Origin of the sequence: Streptomyces sp. CA-146814, assembly GCF_050942385.1 — a bacterium.
GTDB lineage: Bacteria > Actinomycetota > Actinomycetes > Streptomycetales > Streptomycetaceae > Streptomyces.
The window spans coordinates 4,334,187-4,348,426 of the sequence record NZ_CP192068.1 but is presented as its reverse complement, the minus strand read 5'-3'; the positions used below and the strand labels follow the sequence as shown (position 1 = coordinate 4,348,426).

The following is a 14,240-nucleotide window of genomic DNA, read 5'->3' as shown; positions in this document are numbered from 1 at the left end:
CATGTGGTCCGGGCGCGCGAGCCGGGCGCGCACGAAGGGCCCGGTCCCCTAATTCACTCCGGGGCCGGGCCCTGCATGCGTGAGTAGTGACGTCGGACGGCCGCGCCGGGCTCAGCCGACGGCGAGCTTGACCATGTCGGCCTGGGGCCCCTTCTGGCCCTGCGAGATCTCGAATTCAACTCGCTGACCCTCTTCGAGGGTGCGGTACCCGTCCATCTGGATCGCGCTGTAGTGGACGAAAACATCCGCACCACCGTCGACCGCGATGAAGCCGTACCCCTTCTCCGCGTTGAACCACTTGACGGTGCCCTGAGCCATGCCTAACTCCCCTATAACTGGCCCTTGCACGGGACCGCACTTCGCGGGCCCGGGTCGGAACTCACCCTCCGACAGGAGAGGGTGCGCGGCGCCGCAGCGCGTCGACCGCGGCCGAATGTATCCGCCCAACTGCCCTCTGCAACAGGTCAATCGGACGAGAATTCCGGGCACGGGCGAACGCCCGAATATGCGAGATTGCTGAAATTTACGGGCAAGTCGGGCCAGGCAAAGGCCACTTATGCCTCAAGGGGTTCACGTACTTTGGCTGCTTCTTATCGGGGCCGGGCGCATTCTCATATGCGGGCGGCACGCGCAGCGGAGGGGGCTTCCCCAACTCTACCGCGCTCAACCATGCAGAATTGCCCCCTCCGCTTTCTCTCGCGGAGGGGGCAACGGTGGTTCAGCCGATGGCGGTCGGATCAGCAGCCGCCGGCCACGGCCGGGATGATCGAGATGCCGGCGCCGTCGGGCGTGGCCGCGTCGAGCCCGCCCTCGAAACGCACGTCGTCGTCGTTGACGTACACGTTGACGAAGCGGCGCAGCTTGCCCTGGTCGTCCAGGACGCGGGCGGCGATGCCCGGGTGGTCCTTCTCCAGGGAGTCGATGACCTCGGAGAGCTTCGCGCCCTCCGCCGTGACCTCGGCCTGGCCGCCCGTGTAGGTGCGGAGGATGGTGGGGATGCGGACCTTGACGCTCATGGCGGACGCCTTTCTGGCTGCTGCGGTCGGGGCGATCGGGGCGATCGGGGTGGTCAGGCGGAGGCGAGGCCCGCGGCGCGGAACGCGTCCAGGCTCGGCTTGATGGTCGCCGTCGCCTGCGAGGTCGCGGAGACCGCGTCGAGCGTCTTGAGCCCGTCACCGGTGTTCAGGACGACGGTGGTGAGCGCCGGGTCGATCACGCCGGCCTCGATCAGCTTCTTCGTCACGCCGACCGTCACACCGCCCGCCGTCTCGCCGAAGATGCCCTCGGTGCGCGCCAGCAGCTTGATCGCGTCGACGACCTGCTCGTCGTTGACGTCCTCCACCGCACCGCCGGTGCGGCGGGCGATGTCCAGGACGTACGGGCCGTCCGCCGGGTTGCCGATGGCCAGGGACTTGGCGATGGTGTTCGGCTTCTGGGGCCGTACGACATCGTGTCCGGCCTTGAAGGCGGCGGAGACCGGGGAGCAGCCCTCGGCCTGGGCGCCGAAGATCTTGTACGGCTTGTCCTCGACCAGGCCGAGCTTGATCAGCTCCTGGAACCCCTTGTCGATCTTCGTCAGCTGGGAGCCGGACGCGATCGGGATGACGATCTGGTCGGGGAGCTTCCAGCCGAGCTGCTCGCAGATCTCGTACGCCAGCGTCTTGGAACCCTCGCCGTAGTACGGCCGCAGGTTGACGTTGACGAAGCCCCAGCCCTCGCCGAGCGGGTCGCCGATGAGCTCGGAGCAGAAGCGGTTGACGTCGTCGTAGTTGCCCTCGATGCCGACCAGCTCACCGCCGTACACCGCGGCCATGACGACCTTGCCCTGCTCCAGGTCGTGCGGGATGAACACGCACGAGCGCAGTCCGGCGCGGGCGGCGGCGGCGCCGACGGCACCGGCCAGGTTGCCCGTGGAGGAGCAGGAGAGGGTGGTGAAACCGAAGGCGCGGGCGGCCTCGACGGCGATCGCGACGACGCGGTCCTTGAAGGAGTGCGTCGGGTTGCCGGAGTCGTCCTTGACGTACAGACCGCCGGTCACGCCCAGCTCACGGGCGAGGTTGTCGGCCTTGACCAGCTTGGTGAAGCCGGGGTTGATGTTGGGCTTCTCCGCGACATCGGCGGGAACCGGCAGCAGCGGGGCGTAGCGCCAGATGTTGTCCGGGCCGGCCTCGATGCGCTTGCGCAGCTCCTCGGCGGAACCGGTGGGCAGGTCGTATGCCACTTCCAGTGGCCCGAAACAGGACGCACAGGCGAAAAGGGGGCCGAGCTCGAAACGCTCGCCGCACTCGCGGCAGGAAAGCGCCGCGGCGGGACCGAGGTCCACGGAGGCGGTGGTGGCATTACCTGCAACGGTCTGAACAGCCATGATGGCGGAGGCCCTTTCTCCTCATCTTCCTTGCAGCGCATTTCGCCACAAGACGGAATTGGCACCTTCCCCACCGTGACCTCGCGGTCGGTAGGAGGGTTGCCGGGACTTCAACGGGCCGTTCCCTCAGTCCCTCTGGATGAGCTCTGTGGCACTGGATCTTCGATCCAGGCGTTTGTGTGACGACGGACCCCGACATGCGACGGTCATCCGCGTTGTTCAAGACTGTAACCGAAGGACCGGACTGTTGAGATAGTCGTCCGAACGGCGAGATGGATCACACACAGCTCACATGCGAGGAGTTCAGACCGTGCTCGAAGAGGTGGAACGCTGGCTGACCAGGCGTTCCTGGTCGTCCGCCGACCGCCCGCTGAACCGGCTCACCGACGCCCGGGCCGCCGACCCGCACCGTACGTCGGTGAGCGTGGTGCTGCCCGCGCTGAACGAGGAGGCCACGGTCGGCGCGATCGTGGCGACGATCCGGCGCGAGCTGATGGAGAAGGTCCGGCTGGTCGACGAGCTGGTGGTGATCGACTCCGGTTCCACCGACGCCACGGCCGCCGTCGCGCGCGCGGCGGGCGCCCGGGTGGTGCACCGCGACGCGATCCTGCCACGGATCCCGGCCCTGCCCGGCAAGGGCGAGGTGCTCTGGCGGTCGCTCCTGGTGACCAGCGGCGAGATCGTCTGCTTCGTCGACGCCGACCTGAGGGACTTCTCGGCGGACTTCGTCTCGGGAACGGTCGGCCCGCTGCTCACCGACCCCACCGTGCAGTTCGTCAAGGCGATGTACGACCGTCCGCTCGGCGACAGCGCAGGTCAGGGCGGCCGCGTCACCGAGTTGGTGGCACGTCCGCTGCTCAATCTGCACTGGCCGCAGCTGGCCGGCTTCGTGCAGCCGCTGGGCGGCGAGTACGCGGTGCGGCGCTCGCTGCTGGAGCGGCTGCCGTTCCCGGTCGGTTACGGGGTGGAGCTGGGGCTCCTGGTGGACGCGCTGCACACCGTGGGGCTGGACGCGCTGGGCCAGGTGGACGTGGGGGTGCGGCGCCACCGCCACCAGGACGGGCAGGCGCTGGGCCGGATGGCGGCGGCGATCTACCGCACGGCGCAGCTGCGGCTCTCCCGGGGCCATCTGGTGCGGCCGGCGCTGACGCAGTTCGAGCGGGGTGCGGAGGGGTTCGTGCCGCGCACGCACGCGGTGGACACGGAGGAGCGGCCGCCGATGCGGGAGATCGCGGAGTACGCGGAGCGGCGGGCGGCGTGACGCACTGAGGCGTTTGGCGGCTTCCCTTACGGGCTAGGTTCCGCTACATGGTCACCGAGCACGCACCCGCCCCCACCGCCCAGGTCCTCGTCGCGTCCAACCGCGGCCCGATCACGTACACGCTCGGCGAGGACGGAACGCTCGACGCCAAGCGCGGCGGCGGCGGTCTCGTCTCCGGGCTGAGCGCCGTCGACGACAAGCTCTGGGTCTGCGCGGCCCTCGGCGACGGCGACCGCGAGGCGGTGCGGCGCGGGGTCGGTGAGCCGGGCGTACGGATGCTGGACATCGACGCCGAGGTGCACGCCGACGCGTACAACGGCATCGCGAACTCGGTGCTGTGGTTCGTCCACCACCTGCTGTACCAGACGCCCGTGGAGCCGGTCTTCGACGCGGAGTTCCGGCGCCAGTGGGCCTCGTACGAGGCGTACAACCGGGCCTTCGCGCAGGCGCTCGCCGAGGAGGCGGGCCCGGAGGCGTCGGTGCTGGTCCAGGACTACCACCTGGCCCTGGTCCCCGGCATGCTCCGCGAGCTGCGCCCGGACCTGCGGATCGGCCACTTCTCGCACACGCCGTGGGCGCCGGTGGACTACTTCCGGCTGCTGCCGGACGACATCGGTGAGCAGCTGCTGCGCGGCATCCTGGGCGCGGACCGGGCCGCGTTCCTGACCCGGCGGTGGGCGGACGCGTTCATCGGCTGCTGTACGGAGATCCTCGGCGGGACGGGCCGGACCAGGGTCGGCGTGCACGGGCTCGGGGCCGACGCGGACTTCCTGCGGCGGCGCTCGCGCGAGGCGGACGTGGACGAGCGGATGGAGGCGCTGCGGGAGCAGGTGGGCGAGGACAGGAAGACGATCGTGCGGGTGGACCGCACCGAGCTGTCCAAGAACATCGTGCGCGGCCTGCATGCCTACCGGACCCTGCTGGAGACCCGCCCGGAGTGGCGCGAGCGCGTGGTCCACGTGGCCTTCGCCTACCCCTCGCGCCAGGACCTCGCGGTCTACCAGGACTACACGGCGGCGGTGCAGACCCTGGCCACGGAGATCAACGGGGCCTATGGCACGGAGAGTTGGACGCCGGTCGTCCTCCACGTGAAGGACGACTTCGCGCGCTCGCTCGCCGCGTACCGGCTGGCGGACGTGGCGCTGGTCAACCCGATCCGCGACGGCATGAACCTGGTCGCCAAGGAGGTCCCCGTCGTCTCCGACCACGGCTGCGCGCTGGTGCTGTCGCGGGAGGCGGGGGCGTACGAGGAGCTGGGCGAGGACGCGATCGTGGTGAACCCGTACGACGTGGTGGCCACGGCGGAGGCGCTGCACGAGGCGCTGTCGATGGGCGCCGAGGAGCGGACCGGCCGCACGAAGCGGCTGGCGGAGGCGGCGACCGCGCTCCCGCCGCAGCAGTGGTTCCTGGACCAGCTGGAGGCGCTGCGGCAGGAGTGAGGGGCGCCTACAGCTGATCGGCCAGGGCCGCCAGGAAGTCGACCACGGCGGCCGGGCCCGGCACCGACAGATCGGCGCGCTCGGCCAGTTCGGGCACTTCGGCGCTGCCGCTGCAGACCAGGAGGCCCGGGATGCCGTCCGGGCCGCCGCCGCGCAGCTTCTCCACGGCGGCGAAAGCGGCGAGGTCGCCGAGGTCGTCTCCGGCGTACACGACGGACGCGGCGTCGACCTCCCGTACGTACTCCGCGAGCGCCACGCCCTTGTCCATGCCCGGCGGGCGCAACTCCAGGACCTGGCGGCCCGGTTCGAGGATCAGCCCGTGCCGGGCGGCCAGCTCGCCGAGCGGGCCGCGCAGGGTCTCGAAGGCCGCCTGCGGGTCGTCGGCGCGGCGGGTGTGGACGGCGACGGCCTGGCCCTTCTCCTCGGTCCAGGTGCCGTGCCAGGCGCCGAACTCGTGCAGTACGCCGGGGAGTTCGGCCCGCGCCTCGGCGACGCCGGGGTGGGGTGCGGGGGCGGTCACGGTGCCGGTGGCGGCGTCCCAGCGCTCGGCGCCGTAGTGGCCGAGGACGACGAGGCGGTCGAGGCCGGGGACGCCCGCGAAGCCGCCGTACCGTACGGCGACGCCTGCGGGGCGGCCGGTGATCACGGCGATGGAGGCGACCTTCGGCGCGAGCGCGGCGAGCGCCTCCACGGCGCCGGGGTGGGCGCGGGCGCGCTCGGGGTCGGGGACGATGTCGGCGAGCGTGCCGTCGAAGTCGAGAGCGATGACCGCGCGGTCGGGGCGTTCGAGAACGGCCTCCAGGCCCTCGCGGCCGGCCGGGGTGGTCGGGGTCGGGATCGGCGGCTGTGCGGAGTGGCTGCCCATGGGGTGAGCGTAGCGGGGTGCGGCGGGCGACGGGGCCCGGGCCCGACCGGGGCTCCGCCCCGCACCCCGCTCCTCAATCGCCGGAGGGGCTCAAGAATGCTCCCCCCCCAGAGGACAGCCGGGGGCGGCAAAATCAAGCCCCTCCGGCGATTGAGGAGCGGGGGTCCGGGGGCAGAGCCCCCGGAAAGGCTCAGCGCCGCTCGCGCCGCGCCGCTCGCAGCCGGCGGAGGCGGTTCACCGTGACCGGGTCCTCCCGCAGCGCCCGCTCGTCCTCGATCAGCGCGTTCAGCAGCTGGTAGTAGCGGACCGGGGAGATGCCGAGCTCCTCCCGGATCGCCCGCTCCTTCGCCCCGGGCCCCGCCCACGGCCTCCGCTCCAGCGCGAGCAGCGCACGGTCACGGTCGGACAGCCCCGGGGCGGCAGGCTCGGACTCGGCGTCGGATGCGGTCATACAACCAACCTAACCGGGCAACCGACCCCGCCGCGCCCGCCGCTACTCCGCGCTCTCCGCCTTCGCCGCCTCCGCCGCTATCTCCCCGAGCACCCGCTCCGGGGACCCGCCGGGAGCCACCGCCTCGCCGATGTTCGTCTTGATCGACTCGCTCACCGTCGCCCAGGACGTCTTGCCGAAGGGGGGCAGCTGGGAGTTGGGCAGCGCCGCCAGGAACTCGCGCAGCTTCGCGTGCTTGGAGTCGGTCTCCATCTCGGCGGACGCGCTGCCGGTCACCGGGAGCAGGTCGTACTCGTCGGCGAAGGCGAGCACGTTCTCGTCGGAGTAGGCGTAGTCGAAGAACTCGCCGATCGCCTTGCGGTTGCCGTTCTGCTTGAAGCCCATCATCCAGTCGGCGACGCCCATCGAGCCCTTGGTCGGCCCCTCGGCGCCGGGCAGCGGCACCATGCCGACCTTGACGCCCTTGGCCTCGGCCTCCTCCATCAGGGTGGGGTGGCCGTTGAGCATGCCGACCTCGCCCTTGGTGAACGCCTCGAAGGCCTTCGCGCGGTCCAGCTTGCCCGGCGCGACGGGACCGGTGAGGCCCTTGCCGACCAGGTTGTCCCGCAGCCAGCTGAACGTGGCGATGTTCTGCGCCGAGTCGATGTCGTAGAGACCGACGTCGTCGACGTAACCACCGCTGTTGCTGAGCAGCCACATCAGCGTCTCGGCCTGCGACTCCTCCTGGCCGAGCGGCAGGGCGAAGGGGTACTTCACGCCCTTGGCCTTGAGCGCGGTGGCGTCCTTCTGGATGTCGTCCCAGGTCTCGGGTGCGTCCAGGTCCGCCTGGCCGAAGAGCTTCTCGTTGTAGAAGAGGAGCCGGGTGCTGGCGACGAACGGGAGCCCGTACAGCGTCCCGTCGACCTTGCCCGCGTCGGTGAGGGTGGGCAGGAAGTTGGCCTGGGTGCGGATGGAGAGCATCTGGTCGGCGCTGTAGAGCTTGCCGTCCTTGGCGTAGTCCGCGTAGGCGCCGATCTGCGCGATGTCGGGGGCCTTGCCCGCCTTCACCATCTCGGCGACCTTGCGGTCGACGTCCTTCCAGGAGTAGACGTTGACGTCGATCTTGATGCCGGGGTTCTGCTTCTCGAAGCCCGCCGCGACACCGCTCCAGTACTTCTCGGAGCTGTTGGCCGAGCTGTTGCCGTAGTCGGCGGCGACCAGCGTGAGGGTGACGTCGCCCGTGCCGCTGTCACCTCCGCAGGCCGACAACGTTGCCGTCATACCCAGCGCGGCCACCACCGCGGTCAGAACCGTAAAGCGCCGCTGCACAGCCTCGCCCATCCTCGTTGTTCCATCTGGTCTCGGGCGGTGGCGCAACGTCACCGTGCGGACCTCTGATAGATCGGCCACGGCGCCGCCACCCGTCCTGCCACCGTCCGGATGAACTGCGATTTTCCCCCACACCGGAGGGGAGGTCTACACCACCGGCGTATCGCTTCGGCAACGTATGCGGACCTCAGGGGCCACAACTGGCTTACGTGCTCTGGCAGTCGGGGCCCCGAACCCGTATGTTGGTCCAGACCATTGACTCGAACAGACCCGCGCCCGGCGTGCCCATTTCGTGGCTTTCCAGCAGAAAACGGTCCGCCTTCACTCGTTCATCATTTTGTATGGGTGCGCAACAAACCGCGCTAGTGGACTAGACCTTTTAGGGGTCGGCGGGCGAAACTGTCTCTCGTGAGACATGTCATCGCCCTCGATGTGGGCGGCACCGGAATGAAGGCCGCGCTGGTCGGGACCGACGGCACGCTGCTCCATGAGGCGCGGCGGGCCACCGGCCGGAAGCGCGGCGCCGACGCGGTCGTCGAGACCATCCTCGCGTTCGCCGCGGAACTGCGCGCCCACGGCGAGGAGCACTTCGGCGAGAGCGCCGTCGCGGCGGGCGTCGCGGTGCCCGGCATCGTCGACGCCGAGAAGGGGATCGCGGTCTACGCCGCCAACCTGGGCTGGCGCGACGTACCGATGCGCGCCCTGCTCGGCCAGCGCCTCGGCGGGATCCCGGTCGCCCTCGGGCACGACGTCCGCACCGGAGGGCTCGCCGAGGGCCGCATCGGGGCGGGCCGGGGCGCGGACCGCTTCCTGTTCGTGCCGCTCGGCACCGGGATCGCCGGAGCCATCGGGATCGCGGGCCGGATCGAGGCGGGCGCCCACGGGTACGCGGGCGAGATCGGCCACATCGTGGTCCGCCCCGAGGGCCCGGACTGCGGCTGCGGCCAGCGCGGCTGCCTGGAGACGCTGGCCTCCGCCTCCGCGGTGACCCGGGCCTGGGCCGCCGCCTCCGGCGACCCCGAGGCCGACGCCGCCGACTGCGCCAAGGCCGTCGAGTCGGGCGATCCGGCGGCGATCGCGGTCTGGCGGGACGCGGTCGACGCGCTCGCCGCCGGACTCGTCACCGCGCTCACCCTGCTGGACCCCAGCACGCTCATCATCGGTGGCGGTCTCGCCGAGGCCGGGGAAACCTTGTTCACACCACTGCGTGCGGCCGTCGAGGAACGCGTCACGTTCCAGAAGCTGCCCCACATCGTCCCGGCGGCCCTCGGGGACACCGCCGGATGCCTGGGCGCGGGGCTGCTCGCCTGGGATCTACTCTCCACGGAGGTTTCCGCCTGATGGCCGGACGCGCAGCAGACAGCACGGTCCTCGCGGGCGCCCGGGTGGTCCTTCCCACCGGGACCGTGGAGGACGGCCGGGTGACCGTCGAGTCCACCCGGATCTCGGACTCCGCCCCCGAGGACGCCCGGGTCATCGACCTCACCGGCCACTGGGTGGTCCCCGGCTTCGTGGACATGCACAACCACGGCGGCGGCGGGGCCTCCTTCACCTCCGGCACCGTCGACGAGGTCCTGCACGGCATCCGTACGCACCGCGAGCACGGCACCACCACCCTGGTCGCCTCCACCGTCACCGACGGGATGGACTTCCTCGCCCAGCGCGCCGGGATCCTCTCCGAGCTGGTCGAGCAGGGCGACCTGGCCGGGATCCACTTCGAGGGCCCCTTCATCTCGCCCTGCCGCAAGGGCGCCCACAGCGAGCAGCTGCTGCGCTACCCGGACCCGGCCGAGGTCCGCAAGCTGGTCGACGCCGGGCGCGGTGCCGCCCGGATGGTGACCCTCGCCACCGAGCTGCCCGGCGGGCTCGACTCCGTACGGCTGCTCGCCGACCTCGGGGTCATCGCCGCGATCGGCCACACCGACGCGACGTACGAGCAGACCGTCGAGGCGATCGACGCGGGCGCCACCGTCGCCACGCACCTGTTCAACGCGATGCCCCCGCTGGCCCACCGCAAGCCCGGTCCGATCGCCGCGCTCCTGGAGGACGACCGGATCACCGTCGAGCTGATCAACGACGGTACGCATCTGCACCCGGCGGTCCTGGAGCTGGCCTACCGCCACAAGGGCGCCGGCCGGGTCGCGCTGATCACCGACGCGATGGACGCGGCCGGCTTCGGCGACGGGCTGTACGACCTGGGCCCGCTCGCCGTCGAGGTCAGGGACGGCGTCGCCCGGCTGGTGGAGGGCGGCTCGATCGCGGGCTCCACCCTCACCCTGGACACCGCGTTCCGCCGGGCCGTCACCATCGACCGGATCCCGGTGGAGGACGTCGTACGGTCCATCTCGGCCAACCCGGCCCGCCTCCTCGGCGTCGACGACCGGGTCGGTTCGCTGGAGCCGGGCAAGGACGCGGACCTGGTGGTGCTCGACGCGGACTTCGTCCTGGCGGGCGTCATGCGCAAGGGCGAGTGGGTCATCGAGCCCAAGACGGCCTGAGGCCCTCTCCCGGTGAGCACGGGGTGAGCACGTAACGAAGAGATGGCGGTCGAGCCCGGGGACTGGGCCCGGCCGCCCTCCCTTTGACATGATCACCAGGCCCGCAAGCACCGGCACGGGCCCTGCGCGGACGGACCGACGGATCGAGGGAGGTGCCGGGCCAGGTGATCCTGACCGTCACTCTGAACAGCGCGCTCGACGTGACGTACACCGTCGACGCCCTCGTCCCGCACGCCAGCCACCGCGTCGGCGAGGTCACCGAACGCCCCGGCGGCAAGGGCCTGAACGTCGCCCGCGTGCTCGGCGCGCTGGGCCACGACACCGTGGTGACCGGCTTCGCCGGCGGCGCCACCGGAGACGTCCTGCGCACCCTCCTCGCGCCGCTCCCGCCGCGCGACGCCCTCGTCCCCGTAGCCGGGAACACCCGCCGCACGCTCGCGATCACCGACCGCTCGACCGGCGACACCACCCAGCTCAACGAGCCGGGACCGCAGGTGAGCGCCGGCGAATGGGCCGCGTTCCTGCGGACGTACGGAGAGCTCGTCGCGGACGCCGAAGCGGTCGCGCTCTGCGGCTCGCTGCCGCCCGGCGTCCACGTCGGCGCCTACGCGGAGCTGGTCCGGATCGCCCGCGCCGCCGCCGTACCCGTGCTCCTGGACACCAGCGGCGAACCGCTGCGCCGGGGCATCGCCGCCCGCCCCGACCTGGTCAAGCCGAACGCGGACGAGCTGGCCCAGCTCACCGGCTTCCGCGAGCCGCTCCGCGCCGCCCGGGACGCCCGCCGCCGCGGCGCCCACACGGTGATCGCCTCGCTGGGCCCCGACGGCGTCCTCGCCGACACCCCGGACGGCACCTGGCGCGCCGCTCCGCCCGCACCCGTCCGCGGCAACCCGACCGGAGCGGGCGACTCCGCGGTGGCCGGTCTGCTCTCCGCGCTGGCCGAGGGGCTCGACTGGCCGCAGCGGCTGGCGCGGGCGGTGGCGCTGTCCACGGCGACGGTCCTGGCCCCGGCGGCCGGCGAGTTCGACGCGGCGGCCTATGCGGAGCTGCTGCCGCGCGTGCGCGTGGAGCGGGCCGGCGATCCGGCCTGAGCTGCCCGGAACGCGGAACGGCCCGCCGGCGATGAGCCGGCGGGCCGTCCTGCGAGACGGAGCTGCTTACTTCTGCGTGACTTCCAGCCAGTCGAGCAACACGTCGCACTGGTTGCCCTCCTCGCAGGAGATCTTGATCTCGTTCTCGCCCTTCTGGAGGTCGACCGGCGCCCAGGTGGTCTGCCAGTTCTTCTCCAGGTTCGGGTCCGACGAACTGATGAAGTTCTTCAGGCCGATCGGCTGCGAGTTCGGCTTCCCGTTGACCGTCAGGGTCGCGTTGGCGTCGACGGCCGGGATGGCGTAGCGCACGGTGAGGCGGTACGAGCCCTCGGTCGGCATCTTCGCCTTCCAGGTCACCGAGGAACCGACCTGGTTGAAGCCCGAGACATAGCTGCCGCCGACGCCTTCGGCGCCCTTCACGGACTTGTCCGTGATGGTCGAACCGCCGAGCGTCAGCGTCGCCGCGTCCTGCTTCGGGAGCTCGACCGGCTTCGGCTCCTCATCCGGCTTCTTCTCCGGCTGGCCGCTCTCGTCGACCTTCTCGGCGGGGCCCTCCGAGGAGACGGCCTCGTTGTTCTTCTCGTCCTTGTCGCCGTCGCTGCCCGAGAGCAGCGCGGCGCCGATACCGACGAGGACGACCGCGACCACGGCGACCGCCGCGATCAGCAGCGCCTTGGTGTTCGGTCCGCCGCCACGGCCGCCGGAACCGCCGCCGGACACCGAGCCGTGGTGCGCGGCGGGCGCACCGCCGGGGTAGGTCTCGGGCGCCGCGTACTGCGGGTTCGGCTGGTGGTACTGGGGTGCGGGTGGCTGGCCGTAGCCCTGCTGGGGCGGGTAGCCGTAGCCGCCGCCCTGCCCCGGCTGCGACGGGACCTGCTGCTGCCCGTACTGGCGCTCGCCGACCGTCCGTACCTGGTTGTACGACGTCCTGGGCACGCCCGGCTGCGCGGCCGGCCCCGGGTAGCCGTAGCCGCCCTGGCCGGGCGGCTGGGCGCCTGCCGCTTGACCGTCCGCGTACAGGTAGCCGAACGGATCGTCGTCCTCGGGCTTGCTCGCGCCGTTGTTTCCGGCCGTCATCCCTGGGTCACTCCTCACCATCTCGCCAGCCGTCGCCGACCGGCCGAGCCTACCTCGTACGGAGCACAGTCCGAATGGCGATCATGGACCGGGCCGGTTCGGAGGGGCGTGTACGGGGTAAGGGTGCCTGTCGGTCGTGAACATCATCCGGCCCTGCGGTGGACCTTGGACCGCGACCGCTTCTCGACGTACATCCGCTGGTCGGCGGAGCGCAGGACCTCTTCCACGCTCATCCCGCACTCGGCCCAGCCGATGCCGAAGCTCGCCCCGACCCGGACCGCGCGCCCATCGACCCTTATGGGCGGAATGATGGCATTTCGCAGACGTACGGCCAGGTCAGCGGCGTCCGCCGCACCGAGGCCGTCCGCGAGAACGACGAATTCGTCACCTCCGAGCCGCGCGACCGTATCGCCGTCCCGGACACAGGTGGAGAGCCGCCGCGCGACCTCTATGAGAACCGCGTCACCTGTGTGGTGGCCGAAGCGGTCGTTGATGGACTTGAAGCCGTCGAGGTCGCAGAAGAGGACCGCGAGCCCCTTCGTGCCGTCGTCGTGCTCAGCGTCCGGCGCGATCGTGTGCACATGGTGGTCGTAGAGCCCGCCGGGCGCCTCGCCTTCGTACCCGTCGGCCTGGTAGCCGTGGGTGAGGGACGACTCGACGTCTCCGTACGCCGCGTCCAGCGCCTCGATCGCGGTCGCGGCCGGGGAGTTCGGCCGCTCGCAGATCCGGGCGCTGAGGCGGGACTTCAGCTCGGCGCTGTTGGGCAGGCCGGTGAGCGCGTCGTGCGAGGCGCGGTGGGCCAGGTTCAGCTCGTGGCGCTTGCGCTCCTCTATGTCCTCGACGTGGGTGAGGAGGAAGCGCGGCCCGTCGGCGGTGTCGGCGACCACGGAGTTGCGCAGCGAGACCCACAGGTACGTCCCGTCCCGCCGCCCGAGCCGCAGCTCGGCCCGGCCGCCCTCGGCGGAGGTCCGCAGCAGGGTGCCGATGTCCTCGGGGTGGACCAGGTCGGCGAAGGAGTAGCGGCGCAGGACGGAGGCGGGACGGCCGAGCAGCCGGCAGAGGGCGTCGTTGGTGCGGAGCAGCCGGCCGTGCTGGTCGCCGCCCATCTCGGCGATCGCCATGCCGCTGGGCGCGTACTCGAAGGCCTGGCGGAAGGACTCCTCGCTGGCCCGCAGCGCCTGCTGCTCGCGCTCCAGCCTGACCAGTGCGCGCTGCATGTTCGCCCGGAGGCGGGCGTTGCTGATCGCGATGGCGGCCTGGGAGGCGTACATCTGGAGCGCTTCGCGCCCCCATGCGCCGGGGCGGCGCCCGTTGCGCGGCCGGTCGACGGATATGACCCCGAGGAGGTCCCGTCCGCCCCCGGAGGCGTACATCGGCGCGTAGAGCCGGTCCAGCGGGTGCCACTCGTCCTCGAAGCGCGGCTCGGGACCTTCGGTGTGCCACTGCGGTACGTCGTCGTCGAGCAGGACCCAGCCTTCGGTGTGCGGGATGAACCGCAGCTGGTCCCAGGCCTCGCCCATGGTCAGCCGGCGGTCCCAGGAGGCGCGGGAGCCGACGCGGCCGGTGATCAGCGCCTCGGCGGCGGCGTTGCCCGCGAAGGCGGCGATGACGAGGTCGCCGTCGGGCCGGACCAGGTTGACGCAGCCCAGCTCGTAGCCGAGACCGGTGACGATGCCGTCCGCCACGGTCTGCAGCGTGTCCGCCAGACTCCGCGCCGTGTTGAGGTCAGCGACGGCCTGGTGCAGCTGCCGCATGGTCGCAAGGCGGACGTAGGGTTCCGACTCGGCCTCCATCGCTCGCACTCCCCGAGACCTCGACAGCAACTCCAGATTTCATATCGACGTACTTGTTGCAGTGTCACGGCCACTGAATCACAGTGAGCTGT

At 71.4% G+C, this 14,240-nt stretch carries 13 protein-coding genes and 1 riboswitch; of the genes, 5 read left to right on the top strand and 8 right to left on the bottom strand.

The window, feature by feature from the left end:
- Positions 1–111: 111 nt before the first annotated feature.
- The 3 genes from ACQP09_RS19350 to thrC form a co-directional block, all read right to left on the bottom strand.
- Positions 112–318 (bottom strand): cold-shock protein, encoded by a 207-nt coding sequence (locus ACQP09_RS19350; RefSeq protein WP_003967346.1) that lies wholly within the window; start codon positions 316–318, stop codon positions 112–114.
- Positions 319–737: 419 nt separating this feature from the next.
- Positions 738–1,016, bottom strand: coding sequence for a MoaD/ThiS family protein (locus ACQP09_RS19345; protein ID WP_018511018.1), 279 nt, complete (start codon positions 1,014–1,016; stop codon positions 738–740).
- A gap of 53 nt (positions 1,017–1,069) precedes the next feature.
- Positions 1,070–2,365, bottom strand: a complete 1,296-nt coding sequence (thrC, locus tag ACQP09_RS19340) for a threonine synthase (protein ID WP_432147521.1) — start codon at positions 2,363–2,365, stop codon at positions 1,070–1,072.
- A gap of 18 nt (positions 2,366–2,383) precedes the next feature.
- A riboswitch (SAM riboswitch) is annotated at positions 2,384–2,511 on the bottom strand.
- A gap of 164 nt (positions 2,512–2,675) precedes the next feature.
- On the opposite strand from thrC, the gene ACQP09_RS19335 reads away from it, so the two are divergent.
- Positions 2,676–3,626 carry a glucosyl-3-phosphoglycerate synthase gene (locus tag ACQP09_RS19335; RefSeq protein ID WP_433406657.1) on the top strand — a complete coding sequence of 317 codons (951 nt, stop codon included), beginning with the start codon at positions 2,676–2,678 and terminating at the stop codon, positions 3,624–3,626.
- Positions 3,627–3,673: 47 nt separating this feature from the next.
- Positions 3,674–5,065, top strand: coding sequence for an alpha,alpha-trehalose-phosphate synthase (UDP-forming) (locus ACQP09_RS19330; protein ID WP_433401402.1), 1,392 nt, complete (start codon positions 3,674–3,676; stop codon positions 5,063–5,065).
- Between the two features lie 7 nt (positions 5,066–5,072).
- On the opposite strand, the gene otsB is transcribed toward ACQP09_RS19330, so the two are convergent.
- The 3 genes from otsB to ACQP09_RS19315 form a co-directional block, all read right to left on the bottom strand.
- The gene (otsB, locus tag ACQP09_RS19325; RefSeq protein WP_433401399.1) at positions 5,073–5,930 is read right to left on the bottom strand and encodes a trehalose-phosphatase; all 858 of its coding nucleotides are present in this window, start codon (positions 5,928–5,930) and stop codon (positions 5,073–5,075) included.
- A gap of 190 nt (positions 5,931–6,120) precedes the next feature.
- Positions 6,121–6,381, bottom strand: coding sequence for a DUF3263 domain-containing protein (locus ACQP09_RS19320; RefSeq protein WP_433401396.1), 261 nt, complete (start codon positions 6,379–6,381; stop codon positions 6,121–6,123).
- A 42-nt stretch (positions 6,382–6,423) separates the two neighbouring features.
- The gene (locus ACQP09_RS19315; protein ID WP_433401393.1) at positions 6,424–7,701 is read right to left on the bottom strand and encodes an ABC transporter substrate-binding protein; all 1,278 of its coding nucleotides are present in this window, start codon (positions 7,699–7,701) and stop codon (positions 6,424–6,426) included.
- Between the two features lie 435 nt (positions 7,702–8,136).
- Between ACQP09_RS19315 and ACQP09_RS19310 the strand changes: the two genes are divergently transcribed.
- From ACQP09_RS19310 to ACQP09_RS19300, 3 genes are all read left to right on the top strand, one after another.
- Entirely contained in the window at positions 8,137–9,030 is an 894-nt protein-coding gene (locus ACQP09_RS19310) for an ROK family protein (RefSeq protein WP_433406656.1), read from the top strand.
- A complete protein-coding gene (gene nagA, locus ACQP09_RS19305; protein WP_433401390.1) occupies positions 9,030–10,187 on the top strand; it encodes an N-acetylglucosamine-6-phosphate deacetylase in 1,158 nt (385 codons plus the stop codon). Before ACQP09_RS19310 ends, nagA begins: the two co-directional genes overlap by 1 nt.
- 164 nt (positions 10,188–10,351) lie before the next feature.
- Complete coding sequence (locus ACQP09_RS19300; RefSeq protein WP_433401388.1) at positions 10,352–11,278, top strand: 1-phosphofructokinase family hexose kinase; 927 nt, start codon at positions 10,352–10,354, stop codon at positions 11,276–11,278.
- Between the two features lie 66 nt (positions 11,279–11,344).
- Here ACQP09_RS19300 and ACQP09_RS19295 read toward each other — a convergent pair whose 3' ends face one another.
- The gene (locus tag ACQP09_RS19295; protein ID WP_433401385.1) at positions 11,345–12,355 is read right to left on the bottom strand and encodes a CBM35 domain-containing protein; all 1,011 of its coding nucleotides are present in this window, start codon (positions 12,353–12,355) and stop codon (positions 11,345–11,347) included.
- A 143-nt stretch (positions 12,356–12,498) separates the two neighbouring features.
- On the bottom strand, positions 12,499–14,148 hold the full coding sequence (cdgB, locus tag ACQP09_RS19290; protein ID WP_433401382.1) for a diguanylate cyclase CdgB: 1,650 nt from the start codon (positions 14,146–14,148) through the stop codon (positions 12,499–12,501).
- Positions 14,149–14,240 lie beyond the last annotated feature (92 nt).

Coding starts and splice junctions, on each gene's coding strand:
- ACQP09_RS19345 (WP_018511018.1), bottom strand. CDS start 1,016: ATGAGCGTCAAGGTCCGCATCCCCACCATCCTCCGCACCTACACGGGC.
- cdgB (WP_433401382.1), bottom strand. CDS start 14,148: ATGGAGGCCGAGTCGGAACCCTACGTCCGCCTTGCGACCATGCGGCAG.
- ACQP09_RS19315 (WP_433401393.1), bottom strand. CDS start 7,701: ATGGGCGAGGCTGTGCAGCGGCGCTTTACGGTTCTGACCGCGGTGGTG.
- ACQP09_RS19310 (WP_433406656.1), top strand. CDS start 8,137: ATGAAGGCCGCGCTGGTCGGGACCGACGGCACGCTGCTCCATGAGGCG.
- ACQP09_RS19295 (WP_433401385.1), bottom strand. CDS start 12,355: ATGACGGCCGGAAACAACGGCGCGAGCAAGCCCGAGGACGACGATCCG.
- ACQP09_RS19330 (WP_433401402.1), top strand. CDS start 3,674: ATGGTCACCGAGCACGCACCCGCCCCCACCGCCCAGGTCCTCGTCGCG.
- thrC (WP_432147521.1), bottom strand. CDS start 2,365: ATGGCTGTTCAGACCGTTGCAGGTAATGCCACCACCGCCTCCGTGGAC.
- otsB (WP_433401399.1), bottom strand. CDS start 5,930: ATGGGCAGCCACTCCGCACAGCCGCCGATCCCGACCCCGACCACCCCG.
- ACQP09_RS19350 (WP_003967346.1), bottom strand. CDS start 318: ATGGCTCAGGGCACCGTCAAGTGGTTCAACGCGGAGAAGGGGTACGGC.
- nagA (WP_433401390.1), top strand. CDS start 9,030: ATGGCCGGACGCGCAGCAGACAGCACGGTCCTCGCGGGCGCCCGGGTG.
- ACQP09_RS19320 (WP_433401396.1), bottom strand. CDS start 6,381: ATGACCGCATCCGACGCCGAGTCCGAGCCTGCCGCCCCGGGGCTGTCC.